The sequence below is a fragment of the Paenibacillus sp. DCT19 genome (assembly GCF_003268635.1).
Taxonomy (GTDB): domain Bacteria; phylum Bacillota; class Bacilli; order Paenibacillales; family Paenibacillaceae; genus Paenibacillus.
Genome location: NZ_CP029639.1, coordinates 3,043,584 through 3,068,571 on the forward strand (window position 1 = coordinate 3,043,584; position 24,988 = coordinate 3,068,571).

Annotated in this window: 19 protein-coding genes and 2 pseudogenes; 14 read left to right on the forward strand and 7 right to left on the reverse strand. The window is 44.5% G+C overall.

The features are described from left to right. Positions 1-24: 24 nt before the first annotated feature. Positions 25-1,968, forward strand: coding sequence for a glycoside hydrolase family 127 protein (locus tag DMB88_RS13885; RefSeq protein WP_128101818.1), 1,944 nt, complete (start codon positions 25-27; stop codon positions 1,966-1,968). A gap of 168 nt (positions 1,969-2,136) precedes the next feature. Beyond that, positions 2,137-2,511: a hypothetical protein gene (locus tag DMB88_RS13890; protein ID WP_128104443.1), complete on the forward strand. Its 375-nt coding sequence runs from the start codon at positions 2,137-2,139 to the stop codon at positions 2,509-2,511. Between the two features lie 93 nt (positions 2,512-2,604). Here DMB88_RS13890 and DMB88_RS13895 read toward each other — a convergent pair whose 3' ends face one another. Further along, positions 2,605-4,098: a glycoside hydrolase family 43 protein gene (locus tag DMB88_RS13895; protein ID WP_128101819.1), complete on the reverse strand. Its 1,494-nt coding sequence runs from the start codon at positions 4,096-4,098 to the stop codon at positions 2,605-2,607. 227 nt (positions 4,099-4,325) lie between these two features. On the opposite strand from DMB88_RS13895, the gene DMB88_RS13900 reads away from it, so the two are divergent. The 4 genes and pseudogenes from DMB88_RS13900 to DMB88_RS13915 all read left to right on the forward strand — a co-directional run bounded on the left by DMB88_RS13900 (position 4,326) and on the right by DMB88_RS13915 (position 10,388). Then, entirely contained in the window at positions 4,326-5,246 is a 921-nt protein-coding gene (locus DMB88_RS13900) for an ArsR/SmtB family transcription factor (RefSeq protein ID WP_128101820.1), read from the forward strand. A 245-nt stretch (positions 5,247-5,491) separates the two neighbouring features. Then, complete coding sequence (locus DMB88_RS13905) at positions 5,492-8,074, forward strand: X2-like carbohydrate binding domain-containing protein (protein WP_128101821.1); 2,583 nt, start codon at positions 5,492-5,494, stop codon at positions 8,072-8,074. A gap of 213 nt (positions 8,075-8,287) precedes the next feature. Beyond that, a complete protein-coding gene (locus DMB88_RS13910; RefSeq protein WP_128101822.1) occupies positions 8,288-8,878 on the forward strand; it encodes a TetR/AcrR family transcriptional regulator in 591 nt (196 codons plus the stop codon). A 119-nt stretch (positions 8,879-8,997) separates the two neighbouring features. After that, positions 8,998-10,388, forward strand: a pseudogene (locus tag DMB88_RS13915) (MFS transporter). 22 nt (positions 10,389-10,410) lie between these two features. On the opposite strand, the gene DMB88_RS13920 reads toward DMB88_RS13915, so the two are convergent. The 5 genes from DMB88_RS13920 to DMB88_RS13940 form a co-directional block, all read right to left on the reverse strand. Beyond that, entirely contained in the window at positions 10,411-11,004 is a 594-nt protein-coding gene (locus DMB88_RS13920) for a DUF5412 family protein (RefSeq protein WP_145407501.1), read from the reverse strand. 274 nt (positions 11,005-11,278) lie between these two features. Then, a complete protein-coding gene (locus DMB88_RS13925; RefSeq protein ID WP_128104444.1) occupies positions 11,279-12,556 on the reverse strand; it encodes a glycoside hydrolase family 27 protein in 1,278 nt (425 codons plus the stop codon). A 109-nt stretch (positions 12,557-12,665) separates the two neighbouring features. Then, positions 12,666-13,547 carry an AraC family transcriptional regulator gene (locus tag DMB88_RS13930; RefSeq protein ID WP_128101824.1) on the reverse strand — a complete coding sequence of 294 codons (882 nt, stop codon included), beginning with the start codon at positions 13,545-13,547 and terminating at the stop codon, positions 12,666-12,668. Between the two features lie 87 nt (positions 13,548-13,634). Further along, a complete protein-coding gene (locus DMB88_RS13935) occupies positions 13,635-14,309 on the reverse strand; it encodes a class I SAM-dependent methyltransferase (protein WP_128101825.1) in 675 nt (224 codons plus the stop codon). A 116-nt stretch (positions 14,310-14,425) separates the two neighbouring features. Then, the gene (locus DMB88_RS13940; protein ID WP_128101826.1) at positions 14,426-14,782 is read right to left on the reverse strand and encodes a winged helix-turn-helix transcriptional regulator; all 357 of its coding nucleotides are present in this window, start codon (positions 14,780-14,782) and stop codon (positions 14,426-14,428) included. 145 nt (positions 14,783-14,927) lie between these two features. Between DMB88_RS13940 and DMB88_RS13945 the strand changes: the two genes are divergently transcribed. From DMB88_RS13945 to DMB88_RS13960, 4 genes and pseudogenes are all read left to right on the forward strand, one after another. After that, positions 14,928-15,842, forward strand: coding sequence for a DsbA family protein (locus DMB88_RS13945; protein ID WP_128101827.1), 915 nt, complete (start codon positions 14,928-14,930; stop codon positions 15,840-15,842). Between the two features lie 210 nt (positions 15,843-16,052). Then, the gene (locus DMB88_RS13950) at positions 16,053-16,487 is read left to right on the forward strand and encodes a ribonuclease domain-containing protein (RefSeq protein ID WP_128104445.1); all 435 of its coding nucleotides are present in this window, start codon (positions 16,053-16,055) and stop codon (positions 16,485-16,487) included. Positions 16,488-16,498: 11 nt separating this feature from the next. Continuing rightward, entirely contained in the window at positions 16,499-16,771 is a 273-nt protein-coding gene (locus DMB88_RS13955) for a barstar family protein (protein ID WP_128101828.1), read from the forward strand. A 325-nt stretch (positions 16,772-17,096) separates the two neighbouring features. Then, positions 17,097-18,736 (forward strand): annotated as a pseudogene (locus DMB88_RS13960) (ABC transporter substrate-binding protein). Positions 18,737-18,971: 235 nt separating this feature from the next. On the opposite strand, the gene DMB88_RS13965 reads toward DMB88_RS13960, so the two are convergent. Further along, positions 18,972-19,859: a helix-turn-helix domain-containing protein gene (locus tag DMB88_RS13965; RefSeq protein WP_128101829.1), complete on the reverse strand. Its 888-nt coding sequence runs from the start codon at positions 19,857-19,859 to the stop codon at positions 18,972-18,974. A 199-nt stretch (positions 19,860-20,058) separates the two neighbouring features. On the opposite strand from DMB88_RS13965, the gene DMB88_RS13970 reads away from it, so the two are divergent. The 4 genes from DMB88_RS13970 (at position 20,059) to DMB88_RS13980 (ending at position 24,982) form a co-directional block, all read left to right on the forward strand. Beyond that, positions 20,059-21,576, forward strand: a complete 1,518-nt coding sequence (locus DMB88_RS13970; RefSeq protein WP_128101830.1) for a glycoside hydrolase family 43 protein — start codon at positions 20,059-20,061, stop codon at positions 21,574-21,576. A gap of 61 nt (positions 21,577-21,637) precedes the next feature. Then, positions 21,638-21,832, forward strand: coding sequence for a family 43 glycosylhydrolase (locus DMB88_RS31115; RefSeq protein ID WP_254438563.1), 195 nt, complete (start codon positions 21,638-21,640; stop codon positions 21,830-21,832). A gap of 29 nt (positions 21,833-21,861) precedes the next feature. Beyond that, positions 21,862-23,169: a glycoside hydrolase family 43 protein gene (locus DMB88_RS13975; RefSeq protein WP_254438564.1), complete on the forward strand. Its 1,308-nt coding sequence runs from the start codon at positions 21,862-21,864 to the stop codon at positions 23,167-23,169. A 355-nt stretch (positions 23,170-23,524) separates the two neighbouring features. Next, positions 23,525-24,982, forward strand: coding sequence for an extracellular solute-binding protein (locus DMB88_RS13980; protein ID WP_254438565.1), 1,458 nt, complete (start codon positions 23,525-23,527; stop codon positions 24,980-24,982). Positions 24,983-24,988: the final 6 nt, after the last annotated feature.

Sequence of the window (24,988 nt, forward strand, 5' to 3'; positions counted from 1 at the left end):
AATTACTATAGGAGGCATGACGAAGTGAATACAACAAATGTACGCATCGAGGACAAATTCTGGGAAGACTATTCTGCATTAGTAAGAGATACGGTCATCCCGTATCAATGGCAAGCATTAAACGACCGTGTAGAAGGAGCGGAGCCTAGTTATGCTATTCGGAATTTCCGCATCGCCGCTGGACTTGAAGAGGGAGAATTCGGAGGATGGGTGTTCCAGGATAGTGATCTATATAAATGGTTGGAAGCGGTTGCTTACACACTTCGCTCTCAGCCTGACCCGGAATTAGAGAACATCGCAGATGAAGCGATTGAACTAATCGGCCAAGCTCAACGAGAAGACGGATATGTGAATACGTATTTCACGATTAAGGAACCAGGTAGAGAATGGACGAATTTATATGAAGCTCACGAACTCTATTGCGCAGGACACCTGATTGAAGCCGCTGTAGCCTATGCCGAAGCAACGGGCAAACGTCGATTGTTAGATATTGCATGCCGCTTCGCTGATCTGATCGATCATTTGTTTGGGGTGGATGCTGGTCAGAAGCAGGGGTATTGCGGGCACCAGGAAATTGAGCTTGCGTTGGTCAAGTTGTACTATGCAACGGGAGAGCAACGTTATCTGAAGCTCAGTCGTTATTTCATTGATCAACGTGGCAGTCTTCCAAGTTATTTTGAGGAAGAATGGGAGCGACGCGGTAGAAAAGGTCACTGGTCAGATAGTAAACCTAATCTGGAGATGTACCAGTCCCATCTGCCTGTACGTGAGCAGACAGCCGCAGTTGGGCACTCCGTGCGTGCAGTTTATATGTACACTGCGATGGCTGATCTCGCTCGATTGACTCAAGATACTACCTTGAAAGAAGCATGTGAGCGGCTATGGGAGAATACAACGCGGAAGCAGATGTACATCACGGGTGGGGTTGGTTCAACCCATCGAGGAGAAGCTTTCACCTTCGACTATGACTTGCCGAACGATACGGTGTATGCAGAGACCTGTGCTTCCATCGGACTTATATTCTGGGCACGGCGGATGCTTCAGCTTGAAGCAAAGAGTGAGTATGCGGACATTATGGAGCGGGCGTTGTACAACAACGTACTAGGTAGTATGTCTCGGGATGGCAAGCACTTTTTCTATGTTAATCCACTTGAAGTATGGCCTGAGGCAAATAAACGAAATCCGGATAAACAGCATGTTAAGCCTGTTCGGCAGGCATGGTTTGGCTGCTCTTGCTGTCCACCAAATGTAGCACGCTTGCTCAGCTCGCTGAACGATTATATTTACGATGTATCTTCAGAAAAGAATGAGATTCATGTGCATTTATACATTGGTAGTCATCTGCAATTCACATCAGCAGACGGTTGTGATGTATCCCTTCGCCAGACATCGGAGCTGCCTTGGCAAGGCGAGGTGGAATTTAACGTGTCACTGGATGATAAGCATGTAGGTGGAACTACTTTTGCACTAGCTTTACGAATTCCTAATTGGCATCAGAGCGGGCAGTCTGTTCTCAGTGTCAACGGAGAGGTTCAAGTATATGATGTGAAGGACGGCTATGCGCAAATCAACCGAATCTGGAACGATGGTGATGTGGTGCAGTGGTCAATACCATTAGAAACAAAGCTAATTGCCGCTAACCCACAGATTAGAGCCAACGCAGGCAAGGTAGCTATTCAGCGTGGACCACTTGTCTATTGTGTGGAGGAGGCAGACAACGATGCATTGTTATCCTCACTTTCACTTGCAAATGGAACTCCATTAATCGAACGTGAAGCTTCTGATCTATTAGGTGGCTGTATCGTCGTTGAAGGTGACGCAAGGAGAGAGAACACCTCTGGATGGTCGGCGAATGAATTGTACAAGCCCCTGGCAGCTGAGCCAACGCAGGTTCGCTTTACAGCGATTCCTTATTATTTGTGGGGTAACCGCGAGGCTGGGGAAATGAGTGTTTGGTTGCGTATTTGATAGATGGATGATATAGGAGTTAATGATTATGCATAGAATAAATGACCCCATGAATAAATAACACATAGAGATCCTTAGTTTTGGTGACTAAGGGTCTCTGTTTGTTGTTGTTCATATGATAAGATCATTAACATACTAGTAGACAAGGGAGGTGTGTGCAGGATGCGTATAGAGAACATATCTAGTGAAGAGCGAATGGAAGCGATTAGAGCCTTTGAATCCACCATTCACAAATTAGAAAATGCCTTAGTGAATATGACTCAGAAGGGCACGACGAATACAACCTTGGTACAGAAACGGCTGACAGCGGTACACATCGGATTAGCTATGCTGGATCATACATGGCATGGTACACCACTTTTATACACCGAAGAGGAAATCAGAGAAGCTCACCATACAATAACGGGTTTATTCCCAACCCTTGAGATTCAGTACGCCAAAGCCAAAGCAGGCAGTGCTCAAAAAACATTATTAGAGAGAAGAATAAGAGCCTTCGAGCTAGCTGTTCAAATGATGTCAAATAAAAAGGCAGCAGACGTCTAACATCTGCCACCCTTGAATCTTCAAGCGATAAGCGTTGTAATCAACGCTTACTATGTTTTTCTTTTCCCAGTAGACTACTTCATTCCTACCTAGTTATTCGTTATACTTGCATGTAAAGTTAGTGAATTCAGCGACAGAACCTGTCTTAAAAGCGTAGAGACCGATAAGCACGCCTGTGAATCCTCCAGCCACCTCGGACGATAGATATCTGGTCTGTGCCGTTCCGAGCGAAATATCCTTACCATCATAGTTCAAAATGAAAGTATAACGATCAGGAGTGGATTGAATAGTGAGCGTAGCTTGATTGCTTACCCCCACATACTCTTCCTGTTCAATCGACTTGATATCCCCAATATTCAGACGTTTAACAACGCTATATCCGTTATCAACTTGGCGAATAGCCAGGTCATAATGATGATTCTCATCCATATAAAGCGTAATACCCGCTTCTCCTCCAGTTAATGTGACATCACAAGAAATAACTGCATTGAAATCTCTCTGACGTATGCCGATAAAAGTAGGGGATAACGGAGTATCCAGTGTGACATCTGTTCCTCGAAGAATCACCTTGTCTGGAGCTAGTTCATACTGCTGCCTAGCAGGATGACGTAAATAACACCAGTCCAGATTCCAATCGGTATTCTCAAACGTATAGACGTTGCGCTCCTTTTGAATGGTTTCTTCTGAGATTCGATCCGTTTCAAAGCTCGTAAGCACTGTACCTTTATACCCCGCGGTAAACCAACCATCTTCGTCAAACGTAACCGGTGTAAGAAAGACTTCGCGTCCCAGGTGGTGATACGTCTGCCATCTTCCAATTTGGCGGAAACCAAGATGAAGCATCCACCAATTGCCATTCTCGTCCTGAACAAGGTCTCCATGTCCAGCGCCCTGAAGCTCATAACCGCCCAAGTTGCGGTTGGTCAGAACAGGGTTATGTGGGTAAGCCTCAAACGGACCTGATGGTGAATCGCCTCTTGCATAGGTAACCATATGACCATACTCGGTTCCACCTTCTGAAGCCATGAGATAATACGTTCCATTTATTTTATACAGATGTGGACTCTCCAAATAGCGACCGCCCGTACCGTTCCAGATCATGCGTCCTGGAGTTAGTTTACGTCCAGTTTCGATATCAATCTCACTTTGAATGATGCCTCCAACGCCATGATCGTCGGTGCCATTACTCATAAACAATGCTTTGCCATCCTCAAAGTATAGATCTGGATCTATGCCGCCTTGATCGACATAGATTGGATCAGACCATTCACCGTAAATATCGTCCGTCCAAACGTAGAAATTCTGACGGGTGGTGTCATTGGTTGTTGTCATATAAAATCGGCCATTGTTATGACGGATGGTTGGCGCGAATACGCCACCGGAACTGTTAACCGTCTCTAATTGAATTTGGCTTGGCCGAGTTAAGCAATGTCCGATCTGCGTCCAATTGATCAAGTCTTTACTCTCGAAAAGGGGAACGCCAGGGAAATACTGAAAAGAGCTACATACGAGATAATACGTGTCTGCAACTTTGCAAACGCTAGGATCAGGATAGAATCCTTTAATTACTGGATTAGTATATTTCATTTTTCAGTGCACCTCATTCTAAATTCATATTTATAAGAATTTAACTCTAGTGGGTAATGGTATTAAGGTATGTTTTGCAATCAGCACTAGATTTCTAACAAACTCCACTTCAAAATTAAACAATATAGCGGCCATGTTTACAATGATTTTAGTCTTGATGGAACCATGAAAATCCGTTAAATTAACATATATAGCATTTCAATAACTGGAGCTAGGAGAAATGTTGAATGATTAGAGCTAATGGAGATTCCAAATACATGCCACTGTATGAAGCGCTGGCTAGTGAAGTACGCTGGAGAATAATGAGTCTGCTCTCTGATGGGGAGATGAATGTGAAGGATCTGGCTGATGTGTTGGAACTTAGTCCCTCCATCGTTACGATGCATGTTCGTAAATTGGAGCATGCGGAATTGATCGGCAGTCGCAGAGTAAGACTGAATGGAGGAACACACAAAATGTGTTTTCTCAAACAAAATGCAATTGAAATTGAATTGCCTTCGGTGGGTTCATTAGCAAACATCAAAGAACAAAGCATCTCTGTGGGTCACTATACAGCGTTCGAAGTACATCCGACCTGTGGGCTGGGTACTCCTGAGAAAGAAATTGGCGTATGGGATGATCCCCGCTATTTCCTTGATCCTGAACGTGTTCACGCAGCAATCCTATGGTTTGGTCGTGGGTATGTCGAATATAAAATACCTAATTACCTTCTGCCTGAGGATACACCCAGTGCGATTGAGATCTCAATGGAAATTGCTTCGGAGGCGCCTGGTTTAAGGGATGATTGGCCCTCTGATATCACATTTTCATTTAACAGTGTGCGGCTTGGCACATGGACCAGTCCTGCTGACTTTGGGAGAGCTGCTCGTGGAAAATACACCCCGTCATGGTGGCATAGGAATGTTAACCAATATGGCCTACTGAAGACGATCCGAGTGGATGCTCAAGGTACCTCAATAGATGGAGAGCGGTTGTCAGTTGTATGTATTAAGGATATCAAGCTGGAGGAGTTATTCTGGACGCTGCGATTTTCCGTGGAGGAGCATGCTACACATGTTGGTGGTTTGACGCTGTATGGAGCAGGCTTTGGTAATCACAATCAGGACATCATCATTCGTACCATACAGTCAAAAGCGGATATGGGTTGATATACCCTTCTGAAACCCCGCTATTCTTATTAATGGCGTTGGGGGGGGACGGTAACATAGAAAATAATACTCGTATTCGCTATGTTAGCGGCTTTTTTGCTTCTCAAAAAAACGTAAGAAAAAAATAAAATGACCATATATTTACAAAATTTGATGCGCATGCTATGTTTACTTTGAAAGCGCCATCATGAATGGGTTCATTGACAAATTTCATTATCATATCTCAAATGGAAGGGAAGATGAAAATGGAAAATTGGCTTAGAAAGGCAACCGCAATGATGCTGGCATTTGCTCTACTACTAGGATTGATGACAGCGCCCGTTCATGCAAACAATGCACTTTTCACTATCGAGGCCGAAGATGCTCAGCTCACTTCGGATCTTCAAGTAGTCACCGAGATTTACGGACAACCCAAGCCTGGATACTCAGGTAGCGGATTCGTCTGGATGCAGAATTCAGGTACATTGACTTTTACAGTGAATGCTCCTGAAACGGGCATGTACGCGATCTCTACTCGATACATGCAGGAGCTTAGTGCAGATGGTAGAGTTCAATATTTAACCGTGAACGGTGTGACCAAGGGTTCGTATATGCTGCCGTACACGACAACATGGTCGGATTTTGATTTTGGTTTTCACAAACTGAATAAAGGAAGCAACACGATCCAGATTAAGGCTGGCTGGGGCTTTGCTTATTTTGACAGCTTCACAGTGGATCATGCGGATCTTGATCCCCTGAATGTACAACCGATTCTTACCGATCCTCAGGCAACACCAGAGACACAAATTTTAATGAATTATTTAACGGAGGTATACGGAAACCAGATTATTTCAGGCCAACAGGAGATTTATGGAGGAGGGAATGACGGAGATACAGAGCTTGAGTTTGAATGGATTTATGATCTTACTGGCAAATATCCAGCGATTCGTGGCTTCGATCTGATGAATTATAATCCGCTCTATGGTTGGGAGGATGGCACAACGGATCGGATGATCGACTGGGTCAATAACCGGGGCGGCATTGCAACAGCTTCCTGGCATATCAACGTCCCGCGTAATTTCAACACGTATCAGCTTGGGGATTTTGTGGATTGGAAGGAAGCGACCTACAAGCCGACAGAAACTAATTTTAATACAGCCAATGCCGTTATTCCTGGTACGAAAGAATATCAATATGTGATGATGACGATCGAAGATCTGGCAGAACAATTGCTAATCCTCCAGGATAACAATGTGCCTGTTATATTCCGACCTTATCATGAGGCCGAAGGTAATGGTGGTCTGAATGGCGAAGGTGCATGGTTCTGGTGGGCTTCAGCAGGAGCAGAGGTTTACAAAGACCTGTGGGATCTAATTTATACAGAGCTTACGGAGACGTACGACCTGCACAACCTGATTTGGACGTATAACAGCTATGTGTATAGCACATCTCCAGCTTGGTATCCTGGTGATCATCAAGTAGATCTGGTTGGATACGATAAATACAATACCATCTATAATCGGTATGACGGCTTGTCTGGAGTCCCGAATGAGGACGCCATTACGTCGATTTTCTATCAGCTTGTGGATCTGACGAATGGTAGCAAAATGGTTGCTATGACAGAGAACGACACGATTCCAAGTGTGCAAAATCTGAAAGAGGAGAGAGCCGGCTGGCTGTACTTCTGCCCTTGGTATGGCGAGCACCTCATGAGCACGGCATTTAATTACCCAGCGACCTTAACCACACTTTATCAGAGCGATTATGTTATCACATTGGATGAACTGCCGGATCTAAAGGTCAATAATCCTAATCCGAGCGCATCGATCTCTCCGGGAACCGTCGAGTTTGACAAATACACGCCTAACCAAAACGACAAATCGGTAACAGTGACTGCTAATGGGAATACGCTTACTGCTCTTCGGGCAGGCAATACTGCGCTTAGCGCAACAACGGATTATTCATTTAACGGAAATACCCTGCTACTAAAAAAGGCTTACCTTGCGACACTACCCGTAGGTGAGCACTCCATTGTATTGGATTTTAATCAAGGGCAAGACCCAGTGTTAAAGGTTAAAATTGTGGATTCAACGCCGAGTTCCAATGCGACCATCATACCTGTGAATGCTACATTTGACAAAGCAACGAGCGCAGCGCAAGATGTTTCCGTTACGCTTAACCTGAATGGCCGTCAGCTTACAAGCATAACAAAAGGGAATGCTACACTCGTATCGGGTCAGCATTATACAGCTTCTGGTTCGACGGTGGTGTTGAAGCAATCCTATCTCACAACGCTTCCGCTCGGTCAAAATTCCTTGACCTTCCACTTCAATGGTGGAAATAACGCAGTGTTAACCGTGAACGTTGTAGACAGTACGGTTACTGTACCGCCTACTGGAGACTTGACTATCCAAGCATTTAACGGCAATACCAGTTCGTCGACCAACGGAATTTCGCCCAAATTCAAATTAATCAACTCGGGTAATTCAGCGATACAGTTAAGTGATGTGAAACTTCGGTATTACTATACAATTGATGGGGAAGAGGCGCAGACCTTCTGGTCCGATTGGGCAAGTGTTGGCAGCGCCAATGTAACAAGCCAATTTGTCAAACTGGCAACTCCGGTTGCCGGAGCTGATCATTATCTGGAAGTTGGCTTCACAAGTGCAGCCGGAACGTTGAACGCAGGTCAGAGTGCCGAGATTCAAGCACGTTTTTCCAAAAATAACTGGTCTAACTACAATCAGTCTAATGACTACTCGTTCAAGGCATCTGGCACGCAGTTTGCCAACCATGAACAGGTTACCGGTTATGTAGGCGATGAGCTTGTATGGGGAATTGAACCGTAACGAGGTGTAACGAATGGGTGGAGAAGGAGTAAGTCCTTCTCTGCTCTTTTTTTGAATTGAAGAGAAGATGCAAGATGAAGAATTGGCATTTAAAATAAACAGACAGTAATCATAATCACAGCTCAGAGAGCTTCTTGACATAAATAAGATGATTCGTTACTATTTCAAATATGACAGTAAGCACTGACATCCTTTAGAAGAGAGGACAGAGAAATGTCTAGTCGTAAAGACTATAGCAGCAAAGAACGATTAATGATGGCGGCAATTGATTTGATGTCAAAAAAAGGATACAAAAGCGTAACGACGATGGAAATCGCGACGACTGCTGGCTTAAGTGAGAAAACACTGTTTCGTCAATTCGGAACCAAGCAGAATCTTTTGGAATCAGCATTTGATCAGTATTATTACTCCGAAGAGATGACTAGAGTTTTCAATGAAAAGCTAGTCTGGGATTTGCACACTGATTTGCTTTTGATCAGCAGGACGTATCACGAGATCATGAACCGCAACCGGAAGTTGTTTTTGATCGGTTTTAAGGAAGAGGAACATCTGCCAGGGCTTCGAGATCGCACGATTAAACACCCAAGGCAGCTCTTGGAGATAATAACCGAGTATTTTAGCATCATGTATGACAAAGGCAAGCTGGTTCAAACGAACTTTGAGCATCAAGCTTTTTCATTTATGGCTTTGAATTACGGTGTATTCATTAACAATCTGGATGGAGATGCTCCTTTCCCATCGCTCACTTTGGATAACATTATTACAGAGAGTGTGTGGACGTTTACTAGGGCTTTAACGCCCTAGTTTTTTTGGACCTCAGATGTCAGTAAGCACTGACAGTCATTTTATATTAAAAGTCACAACATTATTAAGAATCAGCTCAGATGAGTAACACATCTAGATCATAGAAATGAGGAACATATATGCTTACCAATCCTTCTGCTTCACAGAGCAAAGAGACGTTATTACTCCGAGTTCTTGTCTTCACCCTGATCATTTCAGTCATGAATGGCATGATGTTTAATGTGGTTTTGCCGGTAATTAGCAAGCAATTTCAACTTACGGCTTCTCAATCAAGCTGGATAGTAACAGGTTATTTGATTGTATATGCCATCGGAACGGTCACTTATGGCAAGCTCACCGATAGGTACAGCATGAAGCACTTAATTACGTTTGGTCTATTATTGCTCGCCGCAGGTTCTGTAATCGGAATCGTAGCGACTCAATATTGGATGATTATTGTTGCACGTATTGTGCAAGCGGCTGGAGCTGCTGTCATTCCTGCACTTGCTATGATTATTCCGGTTCGTTATTTCTCACCTGAGAAGCGTGGTCAAGCGCTAGGCACTTCTGCCATTGGTATTGCTCTTGGATCTGCGCTAGGCCCTATTGTAGCCGGATTCGTATCTAGTGCCTTAAGCTGGCAGTTTTTATTTGCTATTCCGTTGCTTTCGCTTGCGACACTACCCTTTTATCGAAAGTATCTGGATGACGACAGAGGAGTCAGTGAAAAGATGGATTATATCGGGGGTTAACATTAGCAGGGACAGTTGCTGCATTGTTGCTTGCGTTGACTCAATCCAACCTGTGGTTTTTAATGACAGGCATCGTGTTTCTGATATTGTTCATCTTACGAATTCGTTATGCTGAAGCACCGTTCGTTAAGCCAGCCGTATTCCGCAACAAATCATATGCCACGGGGATGGGCATTGCATTCGTGCTGGTCGCGATTGGTTTTGGCATTCCATTTATAACGCCACAATTGCTGGCACAAGTACATGGCTTCTCACCAGCTCTAACCGGAATGATCATGCTCCCATCTGCGCTCGTTGCTGCTCTTCTAGGACGTAAAGGCGGCAAGCTCGCCGATGAGAAAGGCAATCCTTATCTGTTATATACGGCATCGATATTGCTCATCATTGGTTTCATTTGTTTATCCTTTGTTGTAAGTGCGTCACCGATTTGGGTTGCGATATTTCTAATCTTGGCTGTGTTAGGTCAATCCTATATGCAGATCGCCATGTCCAACACGATTGCACAGACACTTCCCAAGGAGCACATCGGTATCGGTATGGGATTGTTATCCATGTTCAATTTCATCGCGGCATCTGTATCAACCGCAGCTCTTGGCAAGGTACTTGATCAAGGTGTAACCTCTGTTCATTTGAACCCTTGGGTAGAAGTGAAGAGTGCCTTCGTGTATAGTAACATTTTTGTTGTGCTCGCCTTGAGTGTCCTTGTGATGACGTTGCTATATGTGCTGCAATATGGACGTAAACCCGTCTTAGACTTACGGCTCAAACAGAACCGTTAACAGATTGGGGGACAGTCACGAATTATTCGGACTGAAACCCCCAAGTTTCACCTTTTGCGATGTCGATGGTATGTCCATTCACGATAACCGTATGACTGTTGTGCCACTGAAGCTTTACTTGATCATTCTTACTCTCCCAATACAATGCTTTTCTGAACCATAGTGGTCCTTGTAACTCTCCTAAAATTCCGAAGCTGCCCATGGCTCCAGCATCCGTTTTATAAAAGTTAATCGTATAGTGCTGGTCAGGTGAGTGCGTGGTAGTGAGTAGTACTTTTGCTCCTGAGAAGATAGATGTAAATGTGACAACAAAAAGCAGGATGGAGACTAATAGGAATGAGAGGATCGTCGAGATCCAGCTTCGTATCTTGGCAAATAAACTTGATGTGTCCATAAAACTTATGATGGAGAGGATGAACGCTAGAATAGCGAGAATAACCAATACATAACCAGGTGGAGCGATCCTCCACATATGATGGATACTTGAATATAAGCTATACAACGAAATAGAGTACAACAACAGGATAAGCACTAATGCAATCCAGCTTATTTTTTTGACGATGATGAAGCCTCCTTTCGCATATGATAGATTCAGATCACGGCATCCCAGAGCCATCTTAATCAAAATATGTAAACATATCTTCCTAATATACATAGTATTATAAGGTTTTATTGGGAGAAATGTCCACAATATCAACTTCTATTAAGCTTCATCATTCCTCGTTGGAGCGGTACAGAACTATCTACATCATCAAAATCCCAGCAGGCATTCCTCATGCTTCAATCTGCAAAAAAAACAAAAAGATGATCCCTGTGAATACATTGAGTACAGGGATCATCTTAGATTATTCATTCGATCGTTCTCTAGAAGTGAAGAGACTAATTAGTAATCAAAACTGATAAAGGCGTACACCATGCGGAGGAATGGTTGTACTTAAACGGTTCTCGCTTAACTCGGCTTGATCGCCACTCCACAGTTCAGTGCCCTTTGTAATGCCAGAGAGGTTAATCTCTTCGAGGCTGAGTTCAAGTGGCAGAGGCTTATCGCCAACATTGAAAATAGCAGCATAAGATGAGCCTTCAGCGTTCTGTGCAGTCCAGACGATCAGATCATCACGGCGCAGCGCTTCTCTCGCACCATAGCTGTCGCGATGCATACGTAGAACTTCACGGTTGGTTAGTAGCGAGAGCGTCCATTCATCGTTGTCTCGTAGTTCACCGCCGAAGATGAGTGGGGAGCGGAAAATGCTCCATAGCGACATCATCGTCAACTGTTCATCCGGCGTGAAGCGAGTCCAGCGGTTGGCTCCACCACCGTCAACAGAACGGATGCCGATGTGACCCAGCGGTAACATATCACAGTCAGGCCAGCAGCCTTCCTTAGGAATTCCCTGCCAGGTTCGGCAGCGGTCAAACATATCTAGTAACAGCGGCCATAGATCCCAGAAGTCATCCGTGACTCGCCACATATTTGCATGTTCAGTGAAATGTTCAGCGTATTCTACTGGAGCAGGCCCAGGAGACAGGCTCAGAACCATGGGGCGTCCGGAACGCTCAATAGCTTTGGCGATCATCTCAATCTCCGGTTGATGCGTATCGTAAAGTCTGGAAGCAGCAATATCGTCTACTTTTACGAGATCAACACCCCATTGCGCATACAATTCAAAGAGCGAGTCGTAATACGCCTGTGCACCTTCTTTGGAAGAATCCACACCGTACATATCTGTATTCCACGGACAAATGGAGTTCGTATGTGCAATATCACGCGCAGTCGCAGTTGTGCCAAGAATAGGTGTAGCGGCATGTGCAGCTTGTCTTGGAATGCCACGCATAATATGGATACCAAATTGTAGCCCTAGGCTATGCACATAATCGGCTAATGGCTTGAATCCTTGCCCACCTGCAGCAGATGGGAATCGATTCTCCGCAGGCATCAGGCGGGAGTATTCATCCATGATTAATGGAACGAATGGGCGGTATTGTGAAGAGTTAGCGAGAGGTTCGTACCACTGAATATCGACGGTAATATAGCTCCAGCCAAAGTCTTTGAGATGCTCTGCCATGTATTCGGCGTTGCCGCGAATTTCAGCTTCCGTTACGGCTGCGCCATAGCAATCCCAGCTATTCCAGCCGAGAGGTGGGGTAGGGGCTACAAGTTTATGATTCATCATCATGCTCCTTTACTGATTCTTTATTGCTCTCAATACATTCATCATAGTATAGGATAATATCAATTATCTACAGTAATCTAGATGAACCAATAGCAATATATTGCGGTCAGTCGAAGAACAATTTACGATAAATCAGACTTTCTCCTCCACTGCGAAAATCACCTGGTGTAATGCCGGTTAAGCTGCGGAATGCTTTGATAAAGTAGCTTCCACTGGAATAACCAACATGTTCTGCAATCGTTTCGACACTGAAGTTCGTGCCACGAAGCAATTCCATTGCTTTCTCGGTACGGACGCGGGTCAGATAAGCTCCAGGGGTTAAGCCTGTGCTGGAGGAAAAGCGGCGAATGAAATGATATTTGGAGAGAGACACATACTCGGACAATTGATCCATACTGATCATTCTGGAATAGTTATTTTCGATAAAATCAACGGCTCGTTGAATAGGTTCAGACCAGGTTTCTCTGTTCTGCAGGGTTGTTTTCTGTAATCTCACCAACTCCGTCATGAATTGATAGACGCACGAGGACGCCATTAGCGGATCTGTAATTCTGCCCGCCGCTGCATCGGTCACGATCATTCGCAACAATTGAATCGGGGCACATTCGTAAGGGAGATAAGGAATCTCTCCTGATTCACGAAGGAATTTGCGCCAGTGAGGCAGTACCAGATTAGGTCTGAACAGCAAAAACATGAATTCCCACGGTTCTTGCGATTCCGAAGGATAATAATAGCGATGTGAACTAGGGATTTCAGCCAAGAATGCTTGCCCTGCGGTGACGCGGTGAACTTGACCTTGTGACTCAAATACACCTTCGCCGGAGATTGTATACTGGAACAACAGCAAAGGCCCATCCGTGCGTTCCAATCCATCCCAGTGATAAGAAGCATCAGTTATCGCATCAGACCCTACTGCATATAGAACGCATAGCTGTAGATCGGTGTCCTCAGCGAACCGAAAGCCGTAGGTACCTCTGGGAATGTTCATAACGTACTTCCTCCTAATTTTTTCGTAGTGATAGAGTTTAGTGAGTAACCGTTCATTGATCTTAGCAAGGCATGCATCCTAATTTTTTTATTTTTTGGCGTAGAAGACGGCAAAATCCAGATATTTATACATGCAATCAACCTGTTGAAAGCCTGCTTCCTCCAACCATTGCAATTGTTCATCTTGTGTGGCGTTAATATCTAATTTACGGCGTTCAATCGCAGCTGAGATGGATTCCTTGCTTAAGGAACTTTCCTGGATAGCATCCAACCAGCGACGGCGATAATAGCTGTCAGTTTCAGCGGTTCTACCTTGAACTTGATCCGCATTAACGAAGATTCCACCCGGTTCCAGAAGCTTATGTATGGTGCTAAACAAACTTTTTTTGTCAGCGTGCTCCAGATGGTGAATGGAGAGTGAGGAAATAATAATATCGTAGGAACCGCTGAAACGATGCTTAGCGTAATCCCCAACTTCGTATTGCACCTGATTTGATGCAGCCAATCTTTGGCGGGCGCCTTCTAACATTTGTTCACTGATGTCGATCAAGGTTAGCCGCGCATGGGGATACTTATGCAGAACCATTCCGGAGAGCAGACCTGTTCCAGCCCCCAAATCAAGAATGCGAGGAGCTTCCAGCGAACTGTCGATCAGATCCAGAGCCATGCCATAAAATCCATCAAAACAAGGAATGAGCGCCCTGCGTTGCTGATCGTAATCCTGAGCTACTTTATCAAACAAATATTTAACTGAAGCTTTCATGTGTGAATCACTCCTTCAAGTTTTTCAATATTTTACAAGAGAGAGTGAATAAGGGGAAATAGCGAATATGGATAAGTTCATAGGTTAGACCTATGGGGGACTATTTATCTCACATTTTATTCCGTTGTTGAACATGCACTATTACTGCTGGAAGGAATATGCTGCTCGCCCCATTTCACAATCGATTCAATCAAAGGTACTAAATGTTGCCCAGAGGTGGTAAGTGAATACTCCACTCTAGGTGGAACTTCATTATATTGCTCTCTATGAACAATGCCGTAATCGATGAGGTCTTTCAAACAATTCGTAAGCATCGTACCCGTTATGCCGTGAAGTCTTCTCTTTAATTCATTGTAACGGATCGTTTCACTCTCACTAAGAATTGCTAGTATAGGCAAATTCCATTTGCCTCCAATCACCTGAAATGCATATGTTGCTGGACATAATTGTTCCAGATTGAAGTCGTATTTCACTTGAAAACCTCCATTAGTATACTTTTTTATACTTAGTCAGAAAAATAATAGTACTTGTTGTTCCGAATGCAACTATTATAATCATACGAGTAAGAAGAGATCAATTCATTTTGAAGCTCCGAGTAAATGAAAGGTGTGATTACGAATGGCAGATGGACCTATGATGTGTGACTTAGCAACAGGCGTATGTGGGCCTGGAGACGAAGATATGATGCAAGAGGTGGATCTTAACTCATCGGAGAAGAAAATCACTTTATATTACGCGACAGATCCAATCTGTTCACACTGTTGGGCACTTGAACCTGTATTGAATCGTTTTGTAGAGGCGTATGGCCAGTACGTTGATGTGCGGATCATGATGGGAGGGCTGCTGGCGAGTTGGCAAGGTTTCTCAGATGGAGCAAACGGAATTCAGAAGCCTTCTGATGTTGCAGGTCATTGGAGAGAAGTGGGTGAACATTCGCGGATGCCGATTGATGGCTCTGTGTGGCACACCGATCCGATCCTATCATCGTATCCCCCATCACGTGTATTCAAGGTCATACAACATACACATAAGGGCAAGGAACATGAATTCTTAAGACGAGCGCGTGAAGCGGTATTTGTATTCAATCGGAATATTGGCGATGAGCAAGTGCTTATGGATATAGTCAACCAACTCGGCTTAGATGGTAAACAAATTGTGGAAGAAGCCAGTCAGCAGTCCGCACAGGATCTGTTGGAAGAAGATTTTGAGATGGTAGCGCGCCTTGGTGTCAGAGGTTTTCCATCGATTGTGATGGTGAATGAAGAGAACAAAGGTATCAAAGTGGTTGGTGCACGCTCTCTGGACACTTATGTACAAGCGCTGCAACAAGTCACAGAGCGAGAACTTCAACCTAGAGCCATTCCGAGCTTATCAAATAAGTTAAAAGAGGCACATATGCTCTTCTCCAAAGAGATTGAAGCGATGTACGATCTGGAGCAACATGCGGTAGAAGCATTTATTACATCTGAATTGGCTCCGGACACCTATGAAACGCAACAGATTCTGGGTGAACTCTACGTGGTGCAACGGTAACATAGAAGAAATCCACTTCTGCATATGAAAATGATTCAAATAAATCGGCATCCAGTTGTCGGTTTATTTTTTTATCCATGGATACATCTTCACAATAACTTTTATTCTATGAATGGAATGAAAGGATTTGATTTATCGTACACAACTCGGTAACATTAAACTCATTGTCATTACAGACAGAATGCAAGATTATCCAAAGGAGAAATGATGATGTTTTTTAGAAAAATCGGTTATACGTTGTTAATCATCCTCGCTGCACTGGTATTCTCAGGCTGTACGCCGCAGTCGATCCTGGATGATAGCTCTACCTCGGTTTCGCAGGATATGGGATTTGATGAGGTCGCCAAGTATATATCGGAGCACAATGAGCTGCCGCCAAACTATATTACGAAGAAAGAGGCCAGAGCGTTGGGCTGGGAACCAAGCGAAGGCAATTTGCACGAAGTTGCTCCAGGCAAAAGCATCGGTGGGGATGTGTTTAGAAATCGGGAAGGCTTGTTACCGAATAAAAAAGGCCGAACATGGTATGAAGCCGACATCCATTATTCAGGTGGAAGACGCGGAAGTGATCGGATATTATACTCCAGCGATGGATTAATCTATAAGACAACAGATCATTATGAATCATTTGAGCAGTTAAAATAACGGAGGGTGTTATGAATATCATTCAGATTGATGGAGAGCAATTATCTGCAAGAGATGAGCTACATGACATGCTTCAAGCGCAGCTTGAGCTGGGAGAACATTATGGACGTAACTTGGATGCGCTCTGGGACTGTTTAACAGGAGAGGTGAGCATGCCACTCACCATCCAATGGTTTCATTTTGAGAAGAGTAGACAGGTGCTAGGAGGATATGCTGACCAAGTCATTGATTTGATGCGTGAGGTAGAAGAGGAGATCGAAGGATTCTCACTAGAATTAAAGTAGTGGGTTCTTTCACAGCGATAGTGATGTATTTAGTACGAGGCGATGGGCGACCATCGTCTTTTTGTATATTTATTGAATGCGTGAGTGGGCAGCATGTTGATGGGAGTGAAGTTCGAGTGAAATGTCTAGATCATGCTAGACTTATGGCTTGAAAATCAAGGTTTGGAACATTATAGCCGTTTAGTATAAATTTAAGCGCGCAAATTGAAAGCGTATTCTCGGTTACAGACTGACCATTGTTTCATTATTCTATGGAGGGGGCATAAAAAAATTGAGAGCCGTTTCAAAAACATTGGGAGCATGTCTTGTCGCAAGTTGTATTGTGATCGCCACGGGATGTGGGGATTCTAAAGATCAATCTGATTCAAGTAGTAGTGATCTGGATAGCCCAATTACGTTTAGCTTCTTTGGAGCTGATGCAAGTCCCAACTGGAACAATATGCAGGATGCAGTAGGCAAAAAGATTACGGAAGAGACCGGTGTAACTATTGAGGCTGATTTTGATATTTCAAGTGGAGGCGGGAATGACCGTATTTCCTTGATAGCTGCTAGTGGCGATTACCCAGACCTTATTTTTCCTAAAGGCAACTTGTCTAGATTGGTTGATGCGGGTGCAATGATTGATCTGACGGATCTGATTGAGGAACACGCACCTAATTTGAAAAAAGTATACGGCGAGCATTTCAATCGACTGAAATACAGCAACGATGACCCTTCAATTTATTGGATTCCAACCAATGGTGCGGTGAACCAGATTTATTTTGATGCTACGAACGGGGCGGCTATTCAGCACCGCGTAGTAAAAGAACTTGGCTATCCGGAGATCAAAACGTTAGAAGATTATGAGAATGTGCTAAGACAATATTATGAGAAGCATCCTACCACAGAAGACGGTCAGCCAACGATTCCGTTGACACTTAGCGCAGATGGCTGGAGACGGATGATTACGGTAACCGATCCTGCGGCGATGGCTACGGGGATTCCTGGAGATGGGGAGTATTATATTAATCCGGATACGTATGAGGCGATCCTGCACTATAAACGACCTGAGGAGAAAAGATATTTTGAGTGGCTGAACAAGATGTATAATGAAGGATTGCTGGATAAAGACAGTTTTGTTCAAAAGGATGACCAGTATAAATCCAAAATCGCCAGTGGACGCGTCTTGTCATTGCTTGATCCGAACTGGGGCTTCAGCGATGCGGAGAATGCATTGAAAAGTGCTGGCAAAGACGATATGACATATGGATACTATCCAGTTACCCTTGACGAGAGCTTCCAGCGCAAAGATTTCCAAGATATCGGGTTTGACGGTTATGGCATCGGCATCACAGTGGATTGCGAAGATCCGGTTCGAGCGATCAAGTTTCTGGACTGGATGTCCTCCGAAGAAGGGCAAGTCCTCAGAAATTGGGGCGTTGAAGGGGAGCATTATGTCGTAGAAGATGGTGTTCGCAACATTCCAGCAGACGTACAAGCGCAGAAGAATAAGGACAACAATACGTTCTCCAAAGAATCGGGTGTTGGATTGTACTATATTTTTGGTGCACATTACGGCGATGGTGTGAAAGATTCAACCGATAACTACTACACAACCAATTATCCTGAACAGATTCAACAAGGTTATTCGGATGTGGAGAAAGAAGTTTTGAAAGGCTACGGCATAACCACCTGGAAGGATCTGTTCCTTTCTGAAGAAGAGTTTCCGGTTAAAGAGTGGGGCGCAGCTTATAACATGCCAATTCCTACGGACAGTGCCGATTATACAGTTGCGTACCAAAAAACGCAGGATATTGTCCAGAAGCGAATTGCAGAAGCAATAACCGCTTCACCGGATGCTTTTAGCCGCATATACGATGATATGCTTACCGAGATTGACAATGCGGAGCAGTAGCGATGGAGCAGCAGTATACCGAGTGGATTAAAGACCGCGTACGCTTGTGGACGGGAAAGGAAATGGATTAGTAAAAATAGAATAGTAACCATCTTAATAATGGTTGGAGAATGGTATTACCGGGTTAAATCCCCTCAAAAACATCGAGCTCAGATCCTTGACTCGATGTTTTTGGCTATTCCACGGACCGCCTGGCGAACCTCGCTGACCTCAACTTCGTTTGTACAAGGCATTGGTGAAGCCTCTACAATGAACGGGTTCTCGCTAGCTAGCGTAGTCTTAACAAATGCTTGTCTCCATAGCCATTTACGAATTGGGTGAAGAACTTACAGCAGACTTGAACGTATCCCGTCGTTTCTTAATATATTTGCCTGGTGAGATGCCAACCAATTTGGTGAAACTCCGAATAAAATTGGCGTAATCACTGAAGCCCGATTGAAAGCAAGCGTCCGTAATGCTCATCCCTTCAGAGAGGTGGAACTTGGCAAGCTCAATACGGCGACCCAGAATGTAGGAGCGGAGGGTTAGTCCGGTATGCTTTTTAAATTGGCGACTGATCGAAGTGCTGTTCATATAGAACTCTTCGGCAAGTTTGCCGAGTGTAATATCTTGTGCGATATGCTCTTCAATGTACTCCATAGTGTTACGTACCAATTCTGGCATGATGTCGTGAGGTACAAAAGAATTGTTGTGAAACCATACATTCAGCATAATTAGTAATTGGGCGATGGCTGCATTCAGTTTGATATCCGTACCATAAGCGTCGGAAGTGTGTAATTCTTCAATTTGTTCGGTCCACTGTAACATCTGCTGCAGACGATTCTCGTCCAGATGAATCATGTTGCCTTTTCCTTTGGGTCGATAATCGAAGCAGGATGACAAATTAGTTGAAGCTGTAGATAGCTGGTGCAGATACGTTTTCTTAAGGTTAATCGTAATACGATCATACTCTGTCTCATCCAATATAAAAGCACGATGCATCTCTTGAGGTGACATAACGAGCAGATCACCCCGCTCCATATGGTAACAGCGATTTTCTATATAGAAATGAACATTGCCACGAAGGAAGAGATAGATCTCATAGGCATTATGCCGATGATAGATCGTTTCCAGTTTATAAGTTGTCACCCGGTGCTGATACAGAAGCTCAGGCTGAATGGGATCGTAAAAATATTCAGAGGATGATCCGTTCATAGCGTACCTCCCGTCATCTCGCGCAATAAATAGAGCAGATTAAGCAATGAAATTGTACTCAGCTTACCTTAAAATGTAATCATCCTATCACGAAGCTGTTTTTATTGCAAACGCTTTCTAATGAACGATTCAAAACCTGATGTATATCGCATGACCTAGAGCAACCACGATCAAACGATCCGAGGGGGGAATGAATGAAATGAATCATCATGTTACTCCACATGCTGGCAATCAGAATGAAGGCACGGATGAACGGGTTCAACCTCAATTGCAACCAAAGGAAATCGGCAAGCTTCGTCCCAATGCTAATCCGTTGATAGCACATAAATTTGGAGCTGATCCATATGCACTGGTGTTCAATAATCGAGTGTATTTATATATGACCAGCGACAAGCTCGAATATGACTCAGAGGGGATAGCTCAGAAGAACAGTTATAGTTCAATTAACCGGATTACGGTTATCTCTTCGAATGACTTGATCAACTGGACTGATCATGGTGAGATCAGGGTTGCTGGCCCCGAAGGTGCAGCAACATGGGCTTCGCAGTCTTGGGCTCCGGCGGCTGCTCATCGGAAGCTAGATGGGCAAGATTGTTTCTTCCTTTATTTTGCCAACAATGCCAGTGGCATAGGTGTTTTGTCTGCACCAACACCTGTAGGGCCTTGGAAAGACCCTATAGGGAAAGCATTGGTGACAAGAGAAACCCCGGGCGTAGAAGATGTCACTTGGTTATTCGATCCCGCTGTGCTGGTTGATGAAGATCATCAGGCATATCTTTATTTTGGAGGCGGAGTGCCTGAAGGGAAATCTGAAAGACCTGACACCGCCCGTGTCATGCGATTGGGAGATGACATGATCACCGTAACTGGCAAAGCTAAAGTCATTCCTGCACCTTTTATGTTCGAGGATTCAGGGATACATAAGCATCAACATCTCTATTACTATACGTACTGCTCTAATTTCCATGAGGTTACTCGTGCCGAGGGTGATCCACCACCTGGTGAAATTGCCTACATGACGAGTGCTCAGCCCATGGGGCCATGGACGTATCAAGGCACAATTCTTCAAAATCCAGGTCATTTCTTCGGTATTGGTGGCAACAATCATCATGCTATTTTTCAATTTGCCGATCAGTGGTTCATTGCTTACCATGCCCAGACTCTCTGTCAGGCGATGGATATTCCAGAGGGTTACCGCTCCACACATATCAATCGAATCGAATACGAAGAAACAACAGGTAGAATAAAGGAAATTCAGGCGGATTATCAAGGTGTAAGTCAGCTTCACTCTTTTGATCCATATCAAGCCGTTAGTGGAGCAACAATTGGCTGGAGCGCAGGAGTGAGCACGCTGCAATTAACCAGTGCCGAACATGGGCTAGCTTTAGCATCTGATGTGGTTGTAAGTAGGCTGCATGTGGGGAGCTGGATTGCGATCTCGAATGTGAATTTTGGGGAAGAGGGTGCGTCTGGGTTTGCGGCATTGATCTCCAACCAAGGAGATGCAGCTACGCTTGAACTACGACTTGGTCGTGAAGACGGGACAAGGGTTGGAGAGATTACCATTCCGGCAGCGAGTGAAGCTTTTCAATGGAAAGAGCAGTCAACCACGATTACCGGTGCGCAAGGTATTCATGATCTATATATCGTCCTTCGAGCATCTTCAGAGCATTCGAGTGCTATTTTGTTGCAAGAATGGAAGTTCAAGAGACTATAACAGGAATAGAATGTAACCTGCGTTCATATACGCAGGAACTAAGATGAGGTGAATGGGAAGCATGTATTCAAATCCAATTATTTGGGCTGATTACCCGGATGTTGATGTTATCCGGGTAGAAGATACGTATTATATGGTCAGCACAACCATGCATATGATGCCGGGTTGCGTTATCCTGCGTTCGTATGATCTGATTCAATGGGAAGTAGCGACGCATGTGTACGATAAGCTGGATAACACCCTGCCCAACGACTAGAGAATGGGCAACAGATTTATGGTAAGGGCATGTGGGCAGCATCTCTGCGGCATTATCAAGGCATGTTCTATGTTATCTTTGTTGCTAATGATACACGTAAGACGTATTTGTACACATCACAAACGATATCTGGCCCGTGGAAGAAGCAAATTATAGAAGGATTCTATCATGATTGCTCCCTATTTTTTGATGAAGATGAACGAGTCTATCTGGTGCATGGCAATGCTGAGATTCAGTTGACCGAGTTAAGTGCAGACCTGTCCGGGCCAAAGCCCGGCGGTGTACAGCGGATCATTGTGAAAGACAAACAACCATACTACCTTGGTTATGAAGGTGCCCATTTCTACAAAATTCATGGGAAGTATTACGTTTTCCTCATTCATATGACCAAGGCAGCAGGTCGGAGGACACAGGCATTTTATATGGCTGACACCTTGGATGGTGAGTTTGTTGGCGGGGAAGTGTTTAACGATGACATGGGATATTTCAATTCAGGTGTAGCTCAAGGAGGCATTGTGGATACTCCGAATGGAGACTGGTATGCCATGTTATTTCAGGATCATGGAGCAGTTGGAAGAATCCCTGTACTGGTTCCTCTACAATTCAAGCAAGGTATCCCAGTATTTGCGTCTGAAGCCCCCAAATCCATCGATATTGCGAGCACCAGGCCGGGATATACCTATAGACCTCTTGTTGGGAGTGACGGCTTTGAGTACAATGCTCAGGAAGATGGCAAGGTGCGCCTTCAGGATTTTTGGCAGTGGAATCATACACCGCACGACGAGCTCTGGTCAGTCACAGAAGCGCCGGGCGTGTATCGAATCCGAACGGGTCAGCTTAGTCCGAATCTGACCTTTGCCGTAAATACACTAACGCAGCGTTCGGTTGGGCCGGCTTGTGAAGCAACGGTTACGCTGGATGGCAGTGGTTTAAACGATGGAGATTATGCAGGTTTATGTTTCTTGATTGGCACGTATGGTCTAATTGCACTGACGAAGAATGAAGGTCAGTATTACCTTGTTATGCAGGCGAGAGAGAGCGAGGATTCGAGCATATTTGGTAATCTGGTTGATGAGCAGCCAGCAACAGAGCATGCACGGATTCCTATCGATGGACCGGTGATTACTCTCCAGGCAACAGGGAATTTTATAGATAACCAGGATGAATGTTCTTTTGGTTACTGGGATGGAACAGCGTGGAAGAGTCTCGGTATCACTCACCGAATGTTCTATAAGCTGGATCATTTCATGGGTTGTCGTATCGGGCTGTTTCTGTACTCCACGGAAAGGATTGGAGGCATAGCTGACTTTTCAAATTTCAATTATCATATCAAGTGATCTATATCATGTAGGACGCCAACGCATAAAAGTCGCCAAATGGCGGCTTTTTCGTTACTCAGACTCTACTCGTTGTTGTACAATGATGGATATTCCAGATAATAGAAAAATGAATATGTTCATTCCAATCGAACTGGGGGCATGTCGTCGTGAATAAAAGATGGCTGTACAGATCAAGGTGGACCTTTATCATCGTTCTTGCTGTGTGTATTCCCGCTAACCATACACAAGGGAATTCTGGGCAATTGCATTCCTCGTCTGATGGACGGCAGCAACAATCTTCAACGGTGCTAGGGAAGTATGATCCCCCCATTAAAGTCTCTTTTGTAAGAGAAACCGGGAAGACCTGCAGCGGATGATTGATCAGTTGCCTGATGAAACCCTTACGAACAATCGCTGGACCCGCTTATATGAACAAGAACTTGGCATCCAGATCCACTATGATTGGATTGCTACTGGTGATGTATATCATCAAAAAATGGGAGTATCTCTTGCGGCAGGCCGTTTCCCCGATGTAGTCAAAGTGAATCCATATCAGCTCAGGCAACTAAGCAACGCTGGAATGATTGAAGATCTGACCGAAGTATACCGGACACACGCTTCTCCGTTAACCAAAAGAATATTAGAAGCCGAGGGAATGGGTGCGTTTAATGCTGCTACAATTGATGGCAATCTCATGGCTATTCCAGAATCCTCTTCTTCGATTGAAACAGCACAATATCTATGGATCAGAACGGATTGGTTGAAGAGGTTAGGTCTACAGCCGCCTGAAACGATGGAAGATGTACTTCAAATATCGAAAGCGTTTACAGAGCGAGATCCTAACGGAAATGGTATGAAGGATACGTATGGGCTAGCGTTGACTAGCTATCTGTGGGATCCCGTGATGGGTGCTACCGGATTCATGGCGGGGTACGGAGCTTACCCAAGTATATGGATCAGAGATGAGAATGGCGACCTTAAGTATGGCGGCATACAACCTGAAGTGAGAACAGCGCTGGAGGTATTGCAGAAGTTGTATCTTGAAGGTCAGCTTGATCCGGACTTTTCTTACAAAAACGGCAGCAAGGAGTTCCGATTAGTTCAGGATGGGAAGATCGGCATGCTTTATGGTGAACAGTGGACTCCATTTATGCTACAGACTACTCGTGATACAGACCCCAATGTACAGTGGCAGGCTTACCCTATTGTGGCTGAGGCTAATCGTGACCTTTTGGTTCCGCTTCGTTCCAACACAGGTCAGTACTTTGCAGTAAAGAAAGGCTTTGCTTACCCAGAGGTTGTCGTAAAACTTATGAACCTGCATCTGGATAAAAATTGGGGAGAAGAAGCCGAATATGAAACGTACTACAATGACGATTCGCACGCTGTATGGATGTTATCCCCGGTAACACCTTTTCCCGGAACCAAAAATCTCGACGCTTATCGCCAGATCCATGCCGCTAGAGAGACAGGAGATTTCTCAAACCTGGAGAACGAAGCGCTTGCGATCCATAAACGAATTGTTGCCTATGAATCAGAAGGTTTGAAGAGTGGATGGGGATGGAAACAAACGTATGGTCCGACAGGTGCCTTTAGTATTGCGGATACCTATGATCAGAATGGACAGCTACTATATGACGAATTCACCGGCGGTATAACCGACACGATGATTGATCGGCAAACCATTCTTCGAGATCTGCAACTCGAGGTATATATGAATATTATTCTTGGATCCCCCATAGAAGAGTTTGATCAATTCGTTCAGAATTGGCGCAGGCTGGGTGGGGATGAAATTACATCGGAGGTGAATGCGTGGTTCGTAAAGAGGTAATTCCTT